This window comes from Bradyrhizobium sp. LMG 9283, assembly GCF_045571415.1.
In the GTDB taxonomy this organism is placed as follows: Bacteria; Pseudomonadota; Alphaproteobacteria; order Rhizobiales; family Xanthobacteraceae; genus Bradyrhizobium.
Genome location: NZ_CP120691.1, coordinates 6,645,285 through 6,661,802, shown reverse-complemented (window position 1 = coordinate 6,661,802; position 16,518 = coordinate 6,645,285). Strand labels below are relative to the sequence as shown.

Sequence of the window (16,518 nt, the reverse complement as noted above, 5' to 3'; positions counted from 1 at the left end):
ATCGCGCTTCCGGGATTTGAGCCTACTCGGCGAATATTTTAGGCGGCGATGGATTGCGCACGAACGGTGACTCTTCGCCACATCGACGATATCGCTATCGCGGACGTCCTCTCGATTTATTTGGACGCGCAGTTGGACAAGCTTCGCGGCCGTTTCAATGTCGATAGCGAGAGCGAAGATACCATCCCCGATATCCGCAAGTTCAAGAAGCGGATCGAACGGCTGAACGAGTGGTAGGGAGCAAGAATGTTGGGCGAGGTAAATGGGGAGGCATGTCGCTCGTACGCCAAGAAGCGCGGCAAGAGGGGAGGCGCGCGCCGAGACCTTGAAGATCTCCGCGCCGCCATTGGTCACCATGAAGCCGAAGGATATCATCGGGAAATTGTGAAGGTGTCGCTGCCGGAGAAGGGCCAGCCACGAGACAGGTGGCTGACGCGCAGCGATGCGGCCAAATTGGTTTGGGCGCTATCGCGAAATGCAGAAGGGCTCGCGTCGACCGACGGATGATGTAAAGGTCCCCACAAGTAAGCGTCCGCTGCGCCACCTTGCTCGGTTCATTTTGATCGGGATCTACAGCGGGTCCCGTGCGGGCGCTATCGCTGCGGCATCTCCCATTCCGGCGATCGGCCGCTCTTATGTCGATCTGGAGCGCGGCCGCTATTACCGTCTCAAGCAGGGCAGCGCTCAAACCAATAAGCGGCAGCCGACGGTGCCGATTCCTTTCCGCTTGCTTGCTCACCTACGACGTTGGCATCGGATCGACCCGGAGGCGAAACATTTCGTCGAATACAGCGGAAAGGCTGTTACCTCGGTTAAAACGGCATTCAAGAGTGCTGTAAGGCTTGCGGGGCTTGCTCCGGGCGTCTCCCCCATACCCTGCGGCACACCGCAGCGACTTGGCTCATACAGAGAGGCGCCGATCCTTGGCAGGCTGCAGGCTATCTTGGGATGTCCCTCGAGGTGCTGCTCAACACCTATGGCCATCACCATCCCGACTATTTGTCTGATGCGGTGGACAAAATCGCGAAGCGCGATTCAGCAAGCGAACGAAAAGCGCACGTATCTGGTGCGGTTTCTGGTGCGGTAATCCCAATCAGAAGAGATGACGTCAGGTAAGTCATTGATTTTATTGGTGGGCCCGGCAGGACTCGAACCTGCAACCAGACCGTTATAAGCGACGGGATAATGGTCGGGTTCGTTGGTCTTGCTGCGTTTTCGTTTGATTTCGATCGCGCTCGTTGCGTTTTGATCAGGTTGTTCTGGTGCGAAACTGGTGCGTAGCGACGAAAGCGGGATTACTTGGTTGGGCGACGTCAGAGGATACCTGCCATCGCGCGAAGAGCCCCACGCCAAAGAAACGCACGTCAGTATCTATCAATGGGCGTCTTTTGCTTCGTCCGTTGATTTGTATCGCTCTTGTGAAGTGTGGCGCGCGCCATGCCGCTGATAAGGACTCGATGAGATTTAAGAATTGGGCCCGAGCAGGGACAGGCGTACCGTCGATACTTGGGCTGAGCTGGACTCCAAAGGTTCTCGAGCAAGTTCGGAGGTCCCCGGACTGATCGACGTCTCGAGCGAGGACTGCGGCCCCTCGGCATCACCTTATCGAGGGCCTGCTCGTGTCACAGGCGCTCATGTTGTATACGAGATCATCGTGATTTGCTTTACCTGTTGCTGGACCGCTTGCACCATCGGCTTTGGGGTCCGGCTGTTACGGCGGACGGTGGGCATCGAGGCTGACACCGCGCGATCCTGAGCACCCGAGCCACGGTGCTTCGTCCGCCTGGCGGGCAGTGAGCGGGTGCAGGACAGCGCCAGGAAGAGTATGGCTGGATGGTCGAAACCAAGTACACGGGAACTGGCCGCCAATAGGTACAACGAAGCGAGCTTTGAGCAGCGACGTGACCTCTTCGCAGTACGATCAACGCAGTCGGGCAGCAGTGCTGAAAGTCAGTTACCTGCTGGGCGCAACTGCGGTCACATTTGTGCTCCCGGCCCTGTCTGCAACACATTCCCTCCGCTGGTTTCTTGTCTCGGTCTTGCTAGCCATTCAGGTGCTAGCGCTGCTCATCTGCCGCGTTCCGACGAGTCAGGTCCTGCGTCCAGTTTGGCGGCTCAAATGGTTGTTCCTGTTCCTGATCGGCTCTTACACGCTGCTTCCGCCGGAGCATCCCGCAGCGGATCTCGTGCTGCACTGGCGAGTTCAGGGGCTCGGATGGGTGTTTCCCTTTAATCTGACCGGTCTGGATCGCGCCGCGGTGATGTGCCTGCAGATTCTGACCGTGTTGCTCACCTCGGCCGTGGTTCGACTGACGGGGAGCCAGGACGACCTGGTCCATGGGCTGCAGCGGCTACGGTTGCCCGACTTGTTCGTTCACTCGCTCGACCGCACGCTCTCGCTGCTCAGCGGTTCCGACGAGCGAAGCCGGCGCAAGGCCCGTGAAGTCGGTGGGGGGCCGCAACACGGGGCCTTGACGGCGCTCAAGCATTTGCTGCGCGGCAATGTTGGGGGCTTCGTGCTGTCGATAAAGGCGAATGTGGAGCTTGCGGGCAGCCAATCCGAAGGAGGCGATAAGCCCAAGCTCGAAGCCAGACTAGCTCACGATGTCGCCATCGTGAGCGGCATCGCGCTCTGCATGGCATCCTTCAAGATGCTGAAATTCCTCCCCGGATTGCCCTTTGCCTCGGGGCATAAGGCTGTTCTCCTGTTCCCGCTCTACGTGCTCGCGGCGCGCCTCACTTATTCGCGCTGGGGTGGCACAACGGCGGGCACCATCATGGGCGTGATCGGCCTTCTGCAGGGAGACGGGAGATTTGGCGTGCTCGAGGTCTTAAAGCATATAGCGCCGGGCCTCGTGATCGACCTTGCAGATCCGCTTGTACGCCGGTTGCCTGTGTGGGCGCTCGGCTACTGCCTGCTCGGACTCCTCGCCGCTGTCGCCAGGATCAGCACGGAGCTGGTTCTGGTATTTCTTCTGGGCGCGCGGGCAGAAATATATCTTTTTCCCGCGGCTAAGCTGGTGCCGAACCTGCTGGCGGGATTCTTGAGCGGTTTCGTGACATTGTTCGTGTTGCGCGTCTTTTTGCGGGAGCCACCAGTTCACGATCATCCGCGGCAATGATTCCGCGCATGTTCAAAAGCTGACTTATCTGTCAGAAAACAATGCGTTAGCTCGCTATTTGGATGCTTATACAGGAACTCGCCCAACTTTTTGACTTAGCTGCTTTCCGCCTGAGAAAGTCGGCCTCCAATTCTCGTCCCGAACCCTTCGGATGCGCCAAAATGAACTGAACGTACAAACGAGAGTTAGTAAGCGCGGCTGCGCCGGGGAACCCACAGCGAAGCCTGTCTGACTCCCGCGAAGGAGGTGTTCCGTGCGGCGCCGGTTCCTGTTCTTCGCAATGTTCGCTGGGCTGTGGTGTCTGGATGCCGCGTTAGCCGCCGAGCCCAGCGGCGTGCGCGTGGCTGCGGCCGCCGACCTAAAATTTGCCTTGGACGAGGCTGCGGACCTCTTCCGCGCTCGGCATCCGAACATCAAGCTCCAGGTCACCTACGGCTCCTCGGGAAATCTCTACGCCCAACTGTCCAACCATGCGCCCTTCGATGTCTTTCTCTCCGCTGACGTTGACTACCCCCATCGCCTCGTTCGGGAGCGTCTTGCGTCCGAGGGCGACGAGTTCGTCTACGGGGTGGGACGAATCGTAATTTGGGTCCCGCGGTCCTCGTCTATCAACGTCGAAAAGCTCGGCATGCAGTCTCTGCTGAGCCCTGAGATCCGCAAGATTGCGATCGCCAATCCGCGCCACGCCCCCTATGGCCGGGCGGCGGAAGCCGCGATGAAGAGCATGGGGGTCTACGAACAAGTGAAAGACCGGCTGGTGCTCGGTGACACCGTGCTGCAGGCGGGCCAGTTCGTCGAGAGCGGCAACGCCGACATCGGCATCATCAGTCGCTCTCATGCGCTTGCCCCATCGCTGCGGGACAAAGGAAGGTTTTGGGAAGTGCCTTTGGACGCCTATCCTCGCCGTGTGCAGGGAGGCGTGATCCTGTCGTGGGCGCAAAGCCGCTCCGCGGCCGAGGCCCTGCGCGATTTCATGCTGGGCGAGGAAGGCCGAACGATCTTGAGACGTTTCGGGTTCGAGAGTCCGGAGGAGTAAATGGATATCGAGGCGATATGGGTCAGCGTCGAACTCGCGGCGTTCACCACCCTGATCCTGTTCCTCCTGGGGTTACCTTTTGCCTATTGGCTGTCCGTGACGCGCTGGCGCCTGAAGTTCCTGCTCGAGTCCTTGGTCGTTCTGCCGATGATTCTACCTCCGACCGTCCTTGGATTTTATGTTCTGGTTGCCATTGGGCCGATGAGCCCGTTGGGCCGGGCCTACGAACACATGACGGGACATGCCCTTGCGTTCTCGTTTCAAGGCCTCTTGGTCGCGTCGATCCTCTATAGCATGCCCTTTGCGGTCCGGCCGTTCGCCGCCGCTTTCGCCAGCGTTGACCGGCGACTGATCGAAGCGTCGTGGTGTCTCGGCGTCTCGCGAATTCGTACTTTCTTGCAAGTCGCCTGTCCGCTCTCGTGGGCGGGCATTGTTACAGGCCTCGTCCTTAGCTTCGCGCACACGCTCGGTGAATTCGGCGTCGTGCTCATGGTGGGAGGTAACATTCCGGGTGTCACGCGCACGATATCGATCGCGATCTACGACGAGGTTCAAGCGGTCAACTATAGAGGGGCTGCGATGGCCTCCCTCGTTTTGTTGGTATCGTCTTTCATTGCGCTCTCGGTGACGCATCTCCTCAATCGGAAGGGAGGATATGGAGCCTGAGCTCGTAGCGGAGTTCGAGAAGAAGTTCCCAGACGGTCCTCCGATAAAGGTCCGGCTGCATCGCCCGCTCGGCTATTTTTCGCTCACCGTCTTGTTCGGTCCGTCGGGCTCGGGAAAAACAACTGCTCTGCGATGCCTGGCCGGGCTCGACCGACCGCAGCACGGCTACATCCGCTTCGGCGATGAGATTTGGTTTGATGCAAGTCGCGGCATCCTGGTTCAGCCGCAGCGACGCCAAATCGGCTATCTGTCTCAAGAATATGCTTTGTTTCCGCATCTCACTGTCGAGCGCAACATCGCTTACGGAATTCGCCGCATCGGTGATGCAGAGCGGCGTAAGCGGATCGCTGAACTGAGCGATCTGCTCGGTCTCGCCGGCTTGGAGGGCCGCTACCCTGACCAGCTGTCGGGGGGACAGCAGCAACGCGTTGCGCTCGCCCGCGCATTGGTCTGCCGGCCGCGCCTGTTATTGCTGGATGAGCCGCTCTGCGCGCTGGATCAGCCAACCCGCGAGCAACTTCGACGTGACCTGCGCCGTTGGCTGACGAAGTTGGCAATACCAGCCGTAATGGTGACTCACGACCGTGTCGAGGCCTTAGGATTGGGCGATCATGTCATCGTGATGGACCACGGCTGCGTTCGCCAATGTGGCTCACCGCAGGATGTCTTTTCCGCGCCGGTCGACCCGGCCGTAGCCCGGATCGTCGGTGTCGACAATATCGAAGTCGGCAAAGTCATTCGGAAGGTGAATGGCTTGGCCGCTGTACAAATCGGCTCAAGCGAGTTGCTCGCGCTGTCGGCAGCCTGCGTCGGCAGCCCTGTATGCGTTTGTATTCGTGCGGAGGACGTTATGCTGCAAAGGGGCGCAGTCGCCCGGCAGAGCAGCGCACGCAACCACCTCGTCGGTCGCATCCGGTCGTTGGACCGTGAAGGTCCGATGGTGCGCGTGGGCATCGATTGCGGCTTTCTTCTCAAGGCGTTGGTCACGTATCAGGCTTACGAGGACATGGGACTGTGCGACGGGATGGAAGTGACTGCTTTGGTCAAGGCGCCCGCCATTCGCCTGATTGCGCGGGAGTGAGCCAGGAAACAATGACTGCTCCGTGAACGGCGGACTTTGCACCGAAGCTTGGGCGAGGAGGAGACCATGTCGCGAGTTAGTCGGATTGCAGTTCGATCTATGCCGGCGCTGCGATACGTGAAGATTGCCGTCGCGATACTCCTGCTCGTGCTTCTCACAGCGTCGCCGGGGCAAGCGCAGGTGCGTGCTACGCTGAGAGGGCATACCCTTGCGCTCGCCTCGGTGGCCTACTCGCCCGAGGGAAAATACATAGCCACGGCCAGCTACGATCGCACTGCGAAGGTGTGGGATGCGACAAGCGGCAAAGAGCTGGTCACCCTGATTGGGCACGAAGCCGCGGTCGAGGCTGTGGCCTTCTCGCCAGACGGCAAAGTCCTGGCAACAGGCAGTTATGACTCGACTGTCAAACTCTGGGATTGGGCTGCCGGAAAGGAGCTCGCTACATTTTGCGGCCACACAAACATGATCCGCTCGCTGGCGTTCTCATCCGATGGCGAGATCGTCGCTTCAGGCAGCCACGATAACACAATCAAGCTGTGGGATGTTGCGACCGGCACGGAGCGGGCGCAGCTCAATCACAAAGGCGCAGTTCGATCGCTGGCGTTCAGCCACGACAGCAAGCACTTGGCATCAGGCAGTAATGACTACACCGTCAAGATCTGGGACGTCGCGACTGGCCGCGAGGAAGCTATCCTGACGGGGCACGGGCATGGGGTGAGGGGCGTCGCGTTCTCGCCCGACGACAGGACGCTGGTCACCGGCGGCATGGACACGACAGTGCGGCTCTGGGATGTCGCCACACGCGCCGAACGCATGATCCTCGATGGTTCAGAGAACGAGGTGCTCTCCGTCGCGTACTCGCCAGACGGCAAACTCGTTGCCGCGGGCGGCCAGGACGATACCCTCAAGATTTGGGACGCAGCGAGTGGACAGGAATTGGCGAGCATCCCGGATGCGGGTGACCGCGTGCGCGCAGTCGCATTCTCGCCCGACGGCAAGACGCTGGCGACCGCCACAATGGATACGCTCGCCAGGCTGTGGGACGTCGAAGAGCTCCTCAAGCGCGGAATTCAGGCGCCCGCGGAAAGGGTGAAAGATGAGGGGCAGGAATCCTTTGCGGGGCATACCGCCTACGTGACCGCTGTGGCATTCACGCCGGACGACAAGATCCTCATATCCGGCAGCCACGACCACACGGCTCGGCTGTGGGATGTCGAGACCGGTAAGAAACTCGCCATCCTCAAAGGTCACACAGGCGCGATCGTGACGCTTGTGCTCTCACCTGATGGGACGATTCTGGCCACTGGCTCCTATGACCGGACGGTCAAGCTCTGGGATATGGCGAGCGGCAAGGAACTTGCGACCTTACGCGGGCACACCAATATCATTCGCGCTGTGGCCTACGCACCGGACGGCAAGACGATCGCATCCGGAGGATATGATCAAACGATCAAGATTTGGGACGTCACGACCGCAAAGGAGCTCGCCACAGTCATCGGACATGCTGGTGGTGTCAAGGCGCTGGCTTACTCTCCCGATAGTCGCATCCTCGCATCGGGCAGCATCGATGGCACCGTCAAGCTCTGGGATATTGCTACCCGGAGCGAGATCGCGACGATCGACGTGCATACCGGGCCGGTGCACTCGGTGGCATTCTCTCCCGACGGCAAGCTTCTGGCATCAGCAGGCGCCAGCAATGATGTGCAGCTCTGGAACGTCGCGACCCACGAAGAGCTCGAGCCTTTCAAGGGCCATACGCGCTGGGTCCGCTCTTGTGCTTTCTCGCCTGACGGCAAAATGCTGGTCTCAGTCGGGCTAGACAACGTCGTGAGGTTCTGGGACGTCGCCACGCGCAGTCAGGTAGCCGCGCTCACCGGGCACGAACGGCGGATTCATCTTGTAACCTTCTCGCATGCCGGTAGGTGGGTCGCGACCGCAGGTATGGATCGCAACGCGAAGCTTTGGAGCGTGCCTAAGGAGCCGGCCGCGCGCGTCTCTGAGCAAAGGTCCAAATACGATGGAATGACGCAGAACGAAGCCGGTAGCCGCGGAGCTGTGCGCTCCGCCTGCAAGGGTGAAATCGACAGGTTGTGCCTCGGTGAAGAGCATATCGGGCAGTGCCTGCGTAAACACAAAGACCAACTGTCCGCGGGGTGCCAAACCTCAATGGGAAGAGGACATTGAATACAGCGATCTTCTCGGCGGCGCGACTGGGCGCTCCGGTTGAATGGAGGACGAGATGGACAAGGAAATCTTGGACCGAATGACGATAGCGCTGATGGGCGCGAGTCCCACCGACGACGAAATGATGGCGAATCTCGACAATCAGCCGGTCGTGCAAATCCTCCCCGATGCCAACGTCGTCAAGGTCGGCGGCCAGAGCTTCATCGATCGCGGACGCGCCGCGGTGTTTCCGCTCGTTGAGGAGATCGTCGAGAATCTTCCCCGCCACAAGATGATCATTGGCACCGGTGCCGGTACACGAGCGCGCCACGCCTACAGCGTCGGCCTGGACCTCGGCATGCCAACGGGCGTCTTGAGCGTGCTCGGCTTCTTCGTGAGCATTCAAAACGCCAAGATTATTCATTACCTCTTGGCCAAGCACGGCATTCCGTCAATTGAGCCAGCGCAATTCGCGCAATTGCCGCTATACTTGGCAGAGCGCCAGGCGTGCGTTTCCGTCGGCATGCCACCTTATGCGTATTGGCAGCCCAATCCGGCGATCGGGCGTATCCCGCCTCATCGCACCGATGCCGGTTGCTATCTGATCAGTGAAGTGCTCGGCGCCCGCTCCATGATATACGTAAAGGACGAGGATGGTCTTTACACCGCCGATCCCAAGAAGGATCGCAACGCGCGCTTTATCCCGAAGATCACCGTTGAGGAGCTTGAACAACTCGATCTCGTTGACGTCGTGTTGGAGCGAACTGTCTTCGAACTGATGAAGACCGCAAAACACCGCCGATCGGTGCAGATCATCAACGGATTAAAAAGAGGCAACCTTACCCGCGCGCTCAATGGCGAGGCGGTTGGGACCATTATCAGCGCGTGATCGGAGATCGTGCCATGTCATCATCGGATGCATCGCTTAATGAAATTCCGGCCGACGGCCGTCATCACGTCAAGTCAATGCTGATGCGCGAGAGTCTTCTCGACAAGAAGGTGATGTCCTCGACCGAAACGCCGGTCGTTCGCATGCTGCCATTCGCTCATGTTATCAAGATCGGCGGACGATCCATCATCGATAACGGGCGCAAGGCGACTTATCCGCTGGTGGACGCGCTCGCTGCTGCTCTTGACAAATTCAAGCTCGTGATCGGACTTGGCGGCGGTATTCGCAGCCGACACGTCACATCGATCGGCATGGATCTTGGCTTGCCAACCGGAGTGCTCGCGCAGTTGCGGATCATCGACGCGTTAGGCAATGCCCACTTGCTCGGGACGCTGCTCGCTCCCTATGGCGTCGTGGCAATTCCACCGGAAATCCTTGGACACATGCTGCCGTTCTTCATCAAGTCAGCTCCGGGCGTCATCTGCAACGGCGATCCGCCGTTCTCGATCTGGGAGCATCCGCCGCGTTTAGGCCGTATCCCGCCGCATCGGACGGATGCGGGCACCTTCCTGCTGGCAGAGTGTTACGGATGTGCCACGCACACGCTGATCAAGGATGTCGACGGGCTTTACGATGCCGATCCGAACGCCAACCCGAACGCAAATTTCATCAAGGAGATCACCGTCAGCGAGCTGAAGGAGCGGAATATTTCCACACTGCCCTTCGACCGGGTGCTGATCGACCTGCTCGCTTGCGCCCGCCAGGTGAAATGCTTTCAGATCATCAATGGGTTGAAACCGCATTTGCTTGAACCGGCGCTGCGAGGTGAACACGTTGGAACGATCGTACGCCAGGACGCGTCCTGAGACGCCACTGCCGTCTAAAGCCGCTAACCCGTTCAAGCAGGCTTTCGAGCGCAGCGAGCCACCGTATGAGTGACAAGTGTCAGGAACTTAGGGCCGACATCGGAGTTTCCATGAGTTTCCCATCTGGAGGAGTGTCATGCGGAGAACGATTCTGGCGTTGACAGTCATTTTTTTGGCGCCGACGGCAGTGATGGCGTTGACGGCCGGTCGTGAGCAGGTCGGAGACCCTCAATCGGGAGCTGCTGCGACTGCCATCCAAAAGCGCCAAATCGCTCCCGGCGACGTCGCCGGAAGCGGCCACGAAGGCTCCCTTGGAGGCAAGGTGATCCTGGCCAAGGGCGACAAGTCTGGAACCGGTCCTGGTCATGGCGGCCACAAGGGGGCCCACAAGGGGGAGCGCAAGGGCGGCCAGAAGCATGGTAAATCCTGAGCGTTGGTATTTTTGAGCCGCCATAAGCTTCGCGCGGCCCGCACGATTTGAAAGGCACACGGCACCGCCGACACGGCGCCTGTGGTCCGCGCTGCACACACCGTTGCGGACCACCGGCGCCGGATAACCGGCAAACACGCCCGGCATCGGTGGCATGTTGCCGGCGTCGCGATTGATCACGCGGAAGAGCGCGATGATCGCGGCTTGGTTTGTGGTGACGGAGTGCCGGTCCCAGCATCCTCGACGGCGCTCGGCGTTTCTGGTGCGGTACCCCTGCGGCCGACGAAATTGAAAACCAGCTGAGCAGCCATTGATCAACTGGTGGGCCCGGCAGGACTCGAACCTGCAACCAGACCGTTATGAGCGGCAGAATATCGATCGGGTCCTTGCTGTGTTTTTGTTCGCTTTCGATCGCATTCGTCGCGTTTCGCTCGCGACGTTTCCGGTGCGAAACTGATGCGGTAGCCTTGTCCGCCGTCTGTGTCTGAGGCTTTCGCTTCCAGACCAAAGCGGGCGACAGCTGATTCCACCCGCGAAGTTCCCTCTGCACACCGGATTTCTCGGTTCCGCTTGCAAGGGACGGAAAGCTCACCCGCGGGTTAGTAAGCGTTCCTCATCCGCGAGACACTCTGTCGCAGAACCATTCGCTTTGCCAGAGGACTAACCTCTGGGCGGAAATCTGCCGCGCCAATGTCGAACAGCATGCAACGGGTCGATCCAGCGCCCTCGAGGTTGCAAGAGCTGTGGCCGTGGGTCGCTGCTTGCTGATCTGTCCAAGAGCATGAAAGCGGACTGCCGCAATACCAACCGCTAGTCACGGAGGAGATGCCATGACGGAGATCCGGCTGGCCTCGCTGCAGGGCGGGGCGATTACGCTCGAAAGCGATGCAATTGCTGCCTTTCGCCAAACCTTGCGAGGTAGCGTCTGTCTGGCCGAGGAGCCGGGCTACGATGAAGCACGCACGATCTGGAATGCGATGATCGACCGCCACCCAGGCGCGGTCGTGCGCTGCAGAGGGACCGCAGACATCATTCGTGCCGTACGGCTTGCGCGTGAGCACGGACTCTTGGTCGCTGTGCGCGGCGGCGGCCATAACATCGCGGGCAATGCTGTTTGTGACGGCGGGCTCTTGATCGATCTATCGCTGATGCGCTCCGTCCGGGTTGATCCATTTCACCGCACCGCGCGCGTGGACCCGGGGGCAACGCTTGGCGACTTCGACAAGGAGGCGCAAGCTTTCGGCCTTGCGACCCCGCTCGGGATCAACTCGACAACCGGCGTTGCAGGATTGACGCTGGGCGGCGGCTTCGGGTGGCTTAGCCGCAAGTTCGGGCTTGCCGTCGATAACCTGATCTCGGCCGACGTGGTGACGGCCGAAGGCGAGCTCGTCCGGGCAAACATCGCCGAGAAGACCGACCTGTTCTGGGCGCTGCGCGGAGGCGGAGCCAATTTCGGGGTGGTGAGTTCGTTCGAGTTCCGCTTGCATCCTGTTGGTCCGATGGTTCTGGCCGGACTCATCGTCCATCCCTTTGCGCGGGCGAGGGAGCTGCTCGCGGGCTATCGCGACGTCGCCGCCCACGCGCCCGACGAACTGACGGTGTGGGTGGTGCTCAGGCAGGCGCCGCCGCTGCCGTTCCTGCCCGCCGAGGTTCACGGCAATGAGATCGTCGCGTTCGCCGTCTGCTATGCGGGAGATGAGAACGAGGGCAAGCGTGCATTGGAGCCGTTGCGCGCGCTCGGACAGCCGATCGCAGACGTGATCGGCATGCAGCCCTTCGCGGCCTGGCAGACCGCGTTTGACCCACTGCTCACGCCCGGCGCCTATAATTACTGGAAATCGCACAATTTCGTTGAGCTCAACGACAGTCTTCTCGATACGCTGGTGAGCCATACGACAAGCCTGCCGACCGGGGAGTGCGAGATTTTCATCGGTCAGCTTGGTGGCGCCACCAGCCGCGTGGCCGTCGACGCCACGGTGTTCCCCCACCGCGAGGCGAAGTTTGTCATGAACGTTCACACGCGATGGCGCGACCGCGCGGATGAGCAACATTCGATCGACTGGGCGCGCAAGCTCTTTAAGGAGGCCGCGCCCCATGCAACTGGCGGCGTCTACGTCAACTTCATGCCGGAGGACGAGACCGATCGCGTGGCCGGCGCCTACGGCCCGAACTACGCGCGTCTTGCAGCGCTGAAGGCCAAGTACGACCCCGACAACCTGTTCCGGCTGAACCAGAATGTCAGGCCGTCTGCCGCACAGCGACCGGCCGCCTGACGAGAGACAGAGGGGATCCGTATTGAGGGGGCCACGGAGACGAAGTTGGACATCGGAGAATGGCTGCGCAGCCTGGGCTTGCAGTCTTATGAGCAGACATTCCGCGACAACGGAATTGACCTTGAGATCCTGCCCCACCTGACGGTTGAGGATATCAAGGAAATCGGAGTCCAGGCCGTCGGCCACCGGCGTAAGCTTCTCGATGCAATCGGTCTGCTGCCGGTGGAGGCGGCGGCTCGCCTCCCCGCGTCGGTGGAGCGCCGTCAGCTCACGGTCATGTTCGTCGACCTCGTCGGCTCGACCGACCTCAGCCGTCGCCTCGATCCCGAGGAACTGCGCGATGTCATGCGGGCCTACTCGAACACGGTGGCGGGAGAGATCGCGCGACTGGAGGGCCACGTCGCGAAATTCTTGGGAGACGGTGTGCAGGCCTATTTCGGCTGGCCGCGCGCAAGCGAAGATGCGGCAGAGCAAGCCGTCCGGGCGGGACTTGCCGTCGCAACAGCGGTCAGCGGCATGTCATCAGGTGCAGGAGGTCTGCTGGCCGCACGCATCGGCATCGCCACCGGTCTTGTCGTGGTGGGTGATCTGCTTGGGGAAGGCGCTGCCAAGGAGGAAACGGTAACCGGGGAGACACCCAATCTCGCAGCCCGTCTGCAACAGGCTGCGGAGCCTGGTGCGGTCGTGATCGCCGACAGCACACGCCGCCTGATCGGCCATCTCTTCGAAGTTGTTGAGCTCGGTCCCCTTCAGCTCAAGGGCTTTGCCGAGCCCGTACAAGCGTGGCGGGTCATTGGCGAAGGCAGCGCAGAGAGCAGGTTCGAGGCCCTGCACGGAGCGCACGTCACGCCGCTCGTCGGGCGCGGCGAGGAACTCGAGTTGATGTTGTCACGGTGGCGGCTTGCCAAAGGAGGGGTTGGACAGGTCGTCCTGATTTTTGGAGAGCCAGGAATCGGAAAATCACGATTGGTGCTCGCGCTGCGCGAACGGCTGCACGCCGAGCAATTCTTGCCCATCAGCTACGCCTGTTCGCCGCATCACCTGAACAGTCCGCTCTTTCCCTTCATCTCGCAGCTCGAGCGCGAGGCGCGGTTCGCACCTGAAGATGCCGCGGAAAAACGGCTCAAGCGCCTTGAATTGCTCCTTGGCGAAAACGGCGAGGTCCTGTCCAGCGATGCAATCCAGCTTCTTGCCGATCTGCTTGGCATACCAACCGAGAGGCCGAGCACCCAGCCAGAGATGTCGCCGCAGCAAAGGAAGACGCTCCTGTTCCGCACGTTCCTGGCTCGGCTCGATCGACTTGCCGCTCGTGGCCCGGTGATGATGGTGCTTGAAGACGCGCATTGGCTCGATCCGACCTCGCGCGAGTTGTTCGACCAGATCGTGGATCGTCTTCAGAACCTGCCAGTGCTGGTCGTCGCCACATTCCGCCCGGAACTTCCACCGCCATGGACCGGGTTTCCGCACGTCACGTTGCTCATGCTAAACCGCCTGCCGCAGGCACAGGTGGTTGCACTCGTCGATCGGATCACCGAAGGCAAAGCGCTCCCCTCCGAGGTCCTCGACCAGATACTGGCGCGGACCGAGGGTGTGCCGCTCTTCACTGAGGAGCTCACGAAGGCCGTTCTAGAAGCCGGGATCCTCCGCTACACCGGCGCTCGCTACGTGCTCGCCGGAGCATTCCCGTCCCTGGCGATCCCGGCGACACTGCACGATTCCTTGATGGCGCGACTTGACCGCCTTGCTCCAGTCAAGGAAGTCGCCCAGATCGGAGCCTGTATCGGCCGCGAGTTCGATCATGAGTTGCTCGCTGCGGTCGTGTCGATACAAGAGGTGGAGCTCGCAGCGGCGCTTGACCGCTTGGTAGCGGCAGAGCTCGTTTTCCGGCGAGGCCTCGCGCCTGCCGCTACCTATGTTTTCAAGCACGCCCTGGTGCGCGACGCCGCCTACGAAAGCCTGCTCAAGCGGCGCCGCCAGGAGCTACACGCGCGGATTGCCACAGCGATCGAAGCGCGGTTTCCGCAGCTCTGCGAAGCACAGCCGGAACTCGTCGCCCGTCATTTCGGTGAGGCAGGATTGGCAGAGAAGGCCATTCCATACTGGCTGAGGGCAGGTCGGCTTGCGGCCGCCCGATCGGCGAATATGGAGGCAATTGCCCATTTGCGATCGGGGCTCGAGTGCGCGAAAGCGCTTCCTCAGGGAGCATCACGCTGGCGTTCGGAGCTTGCCCTGCAGCTTGGGCTTGGCGGGCCGCTGATTGCAACCAAAGGCTTTGCTTCACGCGAGGCAGAAGCGGCGTTCCAGGCCGCCCAGGAGCTCAGTCGCGAGTTGCAGAGCGAGGATGATCTCTCCGCGGCCTTGAAGGGGCTCGGCCACGTCTATCACGTGCGCGCCAACCTGCGCGAGGTCATAAAGCTGGTCAAGGAGACGGACGTTCTGGCGAAACGAAGCGGTGATCCCCTGCGTCAGGCCGAAGCCGATCATCTTGCGGGTGTGCTCTCGTTCCACCTCGGACAGTTTCAATCCTCACGCGATCGGCTCGAGAGAAGCGCACAAGCCGGGGAACACCGCGGCCGCTACTATTCCGAGGTTTACGGAATCGACATGAGCGTATTCTGCCGTGCCTACATGAGCCATTGCGACTGGCATCTCGGCTATCCCGTTCGTAGCCTTAAGATTGCTAAGGAAGGGCTCGCCGTCGCCCGCGAGATTTCACATCCATTCAGCATCGCGCTCGCGCTCAACTATCTGGCGATGCTCTATCAATTCCGGCGAGAGCCCGATGCCGCGCTGAAAGCCGCTGCAGAGTCACGAGACATCTGCACCGAGTACCGCTTCGATTACTATGGCGCCTGGGCCAGCCTTGTTCGCGCCTGGGCGATCGCTGAATCCGGCCGGTTTGACGAAGGATTTGCGGACTTTGATGCTGGACTTGAGGATTTCCGGCGAACCAGCGCGGGACTACGTATTCCGCACCATCTTGGTTTGCTCGCGGCGCTACATCGCAAGGCGGGTAACGCCATGGCGGGGCTTCGGCTCATTGACGAGGCGGTCGCAATTGCGGACTCGAGTCTCGAGAGCTGGTGCGTTGTCGAACTTCATCGGGAGCGCGCTGAACTGCTGTTGCAGGCAGCCGGGGAGCAGGCCGAAAGTCAAGCGGACGCAGAGTTTGATGCTGCGATTGAAATAGCCGCTGCCCAGGAAGCAAAGCTACCCGAGCTTCGCGCAACCGTTGCGCGCGCCAGACTCCAGGCGGCACGCGGCATGCGTCAGCAGGCGCGCGACGCGCTTGTGCCGATCTCCAGCTGGTTCAGTGAGGGTTTGGAAACGCGCGATCTCGTGGAAGCTCGCAAGTTGCTGGCAGACTTGTAGTGCGCTTTAACGAATTAACCGCGCTCGATCGGTTCCGCCTCATTGTCTGAGGAGACAGAGCTCCCGCAGATTCCGCGGCTTGCGCGTGGGCCGTAGCGAACGTGGTGGGCCCGGCAGGACTCGAACCTGCAACCATACCGTTATGAGCGGCGGACTATCGACCAGCTTTGTTGATTTTGTTGCACTTTAGTTCGAGTTCGATCGCGTTCGTGACCTCCGTAAGGTATCCATCGCAGGACATCAAGCGGATCGACCTTACCCTCTCAAGGCTGAAACAGGGGTTCGATTCCCCTAGGGAGCGCCAGCAAGCTTATTCAATGACTTATCCTGACCTTTAGCGGTCTTAGCGGCACTCATTAGACGCAGCTGCTCGTGCATTGACGGCCTCTCCGTCGCGCACACGATGGTGAGTCGAACAGGCGTGGCCACATCGCTAGCGCACGATATCATGCAATCAAACCGGGGCGGCTCGCAGCGTTTGGTATGTTCTGAAGGGCGTCGGCCAAGATCAGTGCCGCGCTAAAGCACGTCTTTCATCCATCGTGGGACATTCACATTCGCCTTGATGCGGCCGGCAAGTCCGGGATCGTCGACGGCGGTTATCGGTTCGATGGTGAGGG

Annotated in this window: 12 protein-coding genes and 1 pseudogene; 12 read left to right on the top strand and 1 reads right to left on the bottom strand. The window is 60.6% G+C overall.

The features are described from left to right. Positions 1–246: 246 nt before the first annotated feature. The 10 genes from P6U29_RS31290 to P6U29_RS31245 all read left to right on the top strand — a co-directional run bounded on the left by P6U29_RS31290 (position 247) and on the right by P6U29_RS31245 (position 10,253). Complete coding sequence (locus P6U29_RS31290) at positions 247–507, top strand: hypothetical protein (RefSeq protein WP_407114193.1); 261 nt, start codon at positions 247–249, stop codon at positions 505–507. A 441-nt stretch (positions 508–948) separates the two neighbouring features. Beyond that, positions 949–1,116 (top strand): hypothetical protein, encoded by a 168-nt coding sequence (locus P6U29_RS31285; RefSeq protein WP_407114192.1) that lies wholly within the window; start codon positions 949–951, stop codon positions 1,114–1,116. A 773-nt stretch (positions 1,117–1,889) separates the two neighbouring features. Then, positions 1,890–3,122 (top strand): hypothetical protein, encoded by a 1,233-nt coding sequence (locus P6U29_RS31280; protein WP_407114191.1) that lies wholly within the window; start codon positions 1,890–1,892, stop codon positions 3,120–3,122. 253 nt (positions 3,123–3,375) lie between these two features. Next, a complete protein-coding gene (gene modA, locus P6U29_RS31275) occupies positions 3,376–4,158 on the top strand; it encodes a molybdate ABC transporter substrate-binding protein (RefSeq protein WP_407114190.1) in 783 nt (260 codons plus the stop codon). After that, positions 4,159–4,824 carry a molybdate ABC transporter permease subunit gene (gene modB / locus P6U29_RS31270; RefSeq protein ID WP_407114189.1) on the top strand — a complete coding sequence of 222 codons (666 nt, stop codon included), beginning with the start codon at positions 4,159–4,161 and terminating at the stop codon, positions 4,822–4,824. After that, entirely contained in the window at positions 4,814–5,905 is a 1,092-nt protein-coding gene (locus P6U29_RS31265) for an ABC transporter ATP-binding protein (protein ID WP_407114188.1), read from the top strand. The genes modB and P6U29_RS31265 overlap by 11 nt, the downstream gene beginning before the upstream one ends. A 117-nt stretch (positions 5,906–6,022) precedes the next feature. After that, a complete protein-coding gene (locus tag P6U29_RS31260; RefSeq protein ID WP_407114187.1) occupies positions 6,023–8,089 on the top strand; it encodes a WD40 repeat domain-containing protein in 2,067 nt (688 codons plus the stop codon). Between the two features lie 55 nt (positions 8,090–8,144). Continuing rightward, the gene (locus P6U29_RS31255) at positions 8,145–8,957 is read left to right on the top strand and encodes a uridine kinase (protein WP_407114186.1); all 813 of its coding nucleotides are present in this window, start codon (positions 8,145–8,147) and stop codon (positions 8,955–8,957) included. A 77-nt stretch (positions 8,958–9,034) separates the two neighbouring features. Beyond that, on the top strand, positions 9,035–9,823 hold the full coding sequence (locus P6U29_RS31250) for a uridine kinase (protein ID WP_407114185.1): 789 nt from the start codon (positions 9,035–9,037) through the stop codon (positions 9,821–9,823). 136 nt (positions 9,824–9,959) lie between these two features. After that, entirely contained in the window at positions 9,960–10,253 is a 294-nt protein-coding gene (locus P6U29_RS31245; protein ID WP_407119606.1) for a hypothetical protein, read from the top strand. Between the two features lie 95 nt (positions 10,254–10,348). On the opposite strand, the pseudogene P6U29_RS31240 reads toward P6U29_RS31245, so the two are convergent. After that, positions 10,349–10,451, bottom strand: a pseudogene (locus P6U29_RS31240) (SOS response-associated peptidase); the annotation flags it as partial. Between the two features lie 632 nt (positions 10,452–11,083). On the opposite strand from P6U29_RS31240, the gene P6U29_RS31235 reads away from it, so the two are divergent. Next, complete coding sequence (locus P6U29_RS31235) at positions 11,084–12,526, top strand: FAD-binding oxidoreductase (protein WP_407114184.1); 1,443 nt, start codon at positions 11,084–11,086, stop codon at positions 12,524–12,526. A 45-nt stretch (positions 12,527–12,571) separates the two neighbouring features. Then, a complete protein-coding gene (locus tag P6U29_RS31230) occupies positions 12,572–15,898 on the top strand; it encodes an AAA family ATPase (protein ID WP_407114183.1) in 3,327 nt (1,108 codons plus the stop codon). The last annotated feature ends 620 nt before the right edge of the window (positions 15,899–16,518 follow it).

Bases quoted from the DNA above. Each gene is read 5' to 3' on its own strand.
- P6U29_RS31290 (WP_407114193.1), top strand. From the start codon at position 247: ATGTTGGGCGAGGTAAATGGGGAGGCATGTCGCTCGTACGCCAAGAAG.
- P6U29_RS31285 (WP_407114192.1), top strand. From the start codon at position 949: ATGTCCCTCGAGGTGCTGCTCAACACCTATGGCCATCACCATCCCGAC.
- modB (WP_407114189.1), top strand. From the start codon at position 4,159: ATGGATATCGAGGCGATATGGGTCAGCGTCGAACTCGCGGCGTTCACC.
- P6U29_RS31265 (WP_407114188.1), top strand. From the start codon at position 4,814: ATGGAGCCTGAGCTCGTAGCGGAGTTCGAGAAGAAGTTCCCAGACGGT.
- P6U29_RS31255 (WP_407114186.1), top strand. From the start codon at position 8,145: ATGGACAAGGAAATCTTGGACCGAATGACGATAGCGCTGATGGGCGCG.
- P6U29_RS31250 (WP_407114185.1), top strand. From the start codon at position 9,035: ATGCTGATGCGCGAGAGTCTTCTCGACAAGAAGGTGATGTCCTCGACC.
- P6U29_RS31245 (WP_407119606.1), top strand. From the start codon at position 9,960: ATGCGGAGAACGATTCTGGCGTTGACAGTCATTTTTTTGGCGCCGACG.
- P6U29_RS31235 (WP_407114184.1), top strand. From the start codon at position 11,084: ATGACGGAGATCCGGCTGGCCTCGCTGCAGGGCGGGGCGATTACGCTC.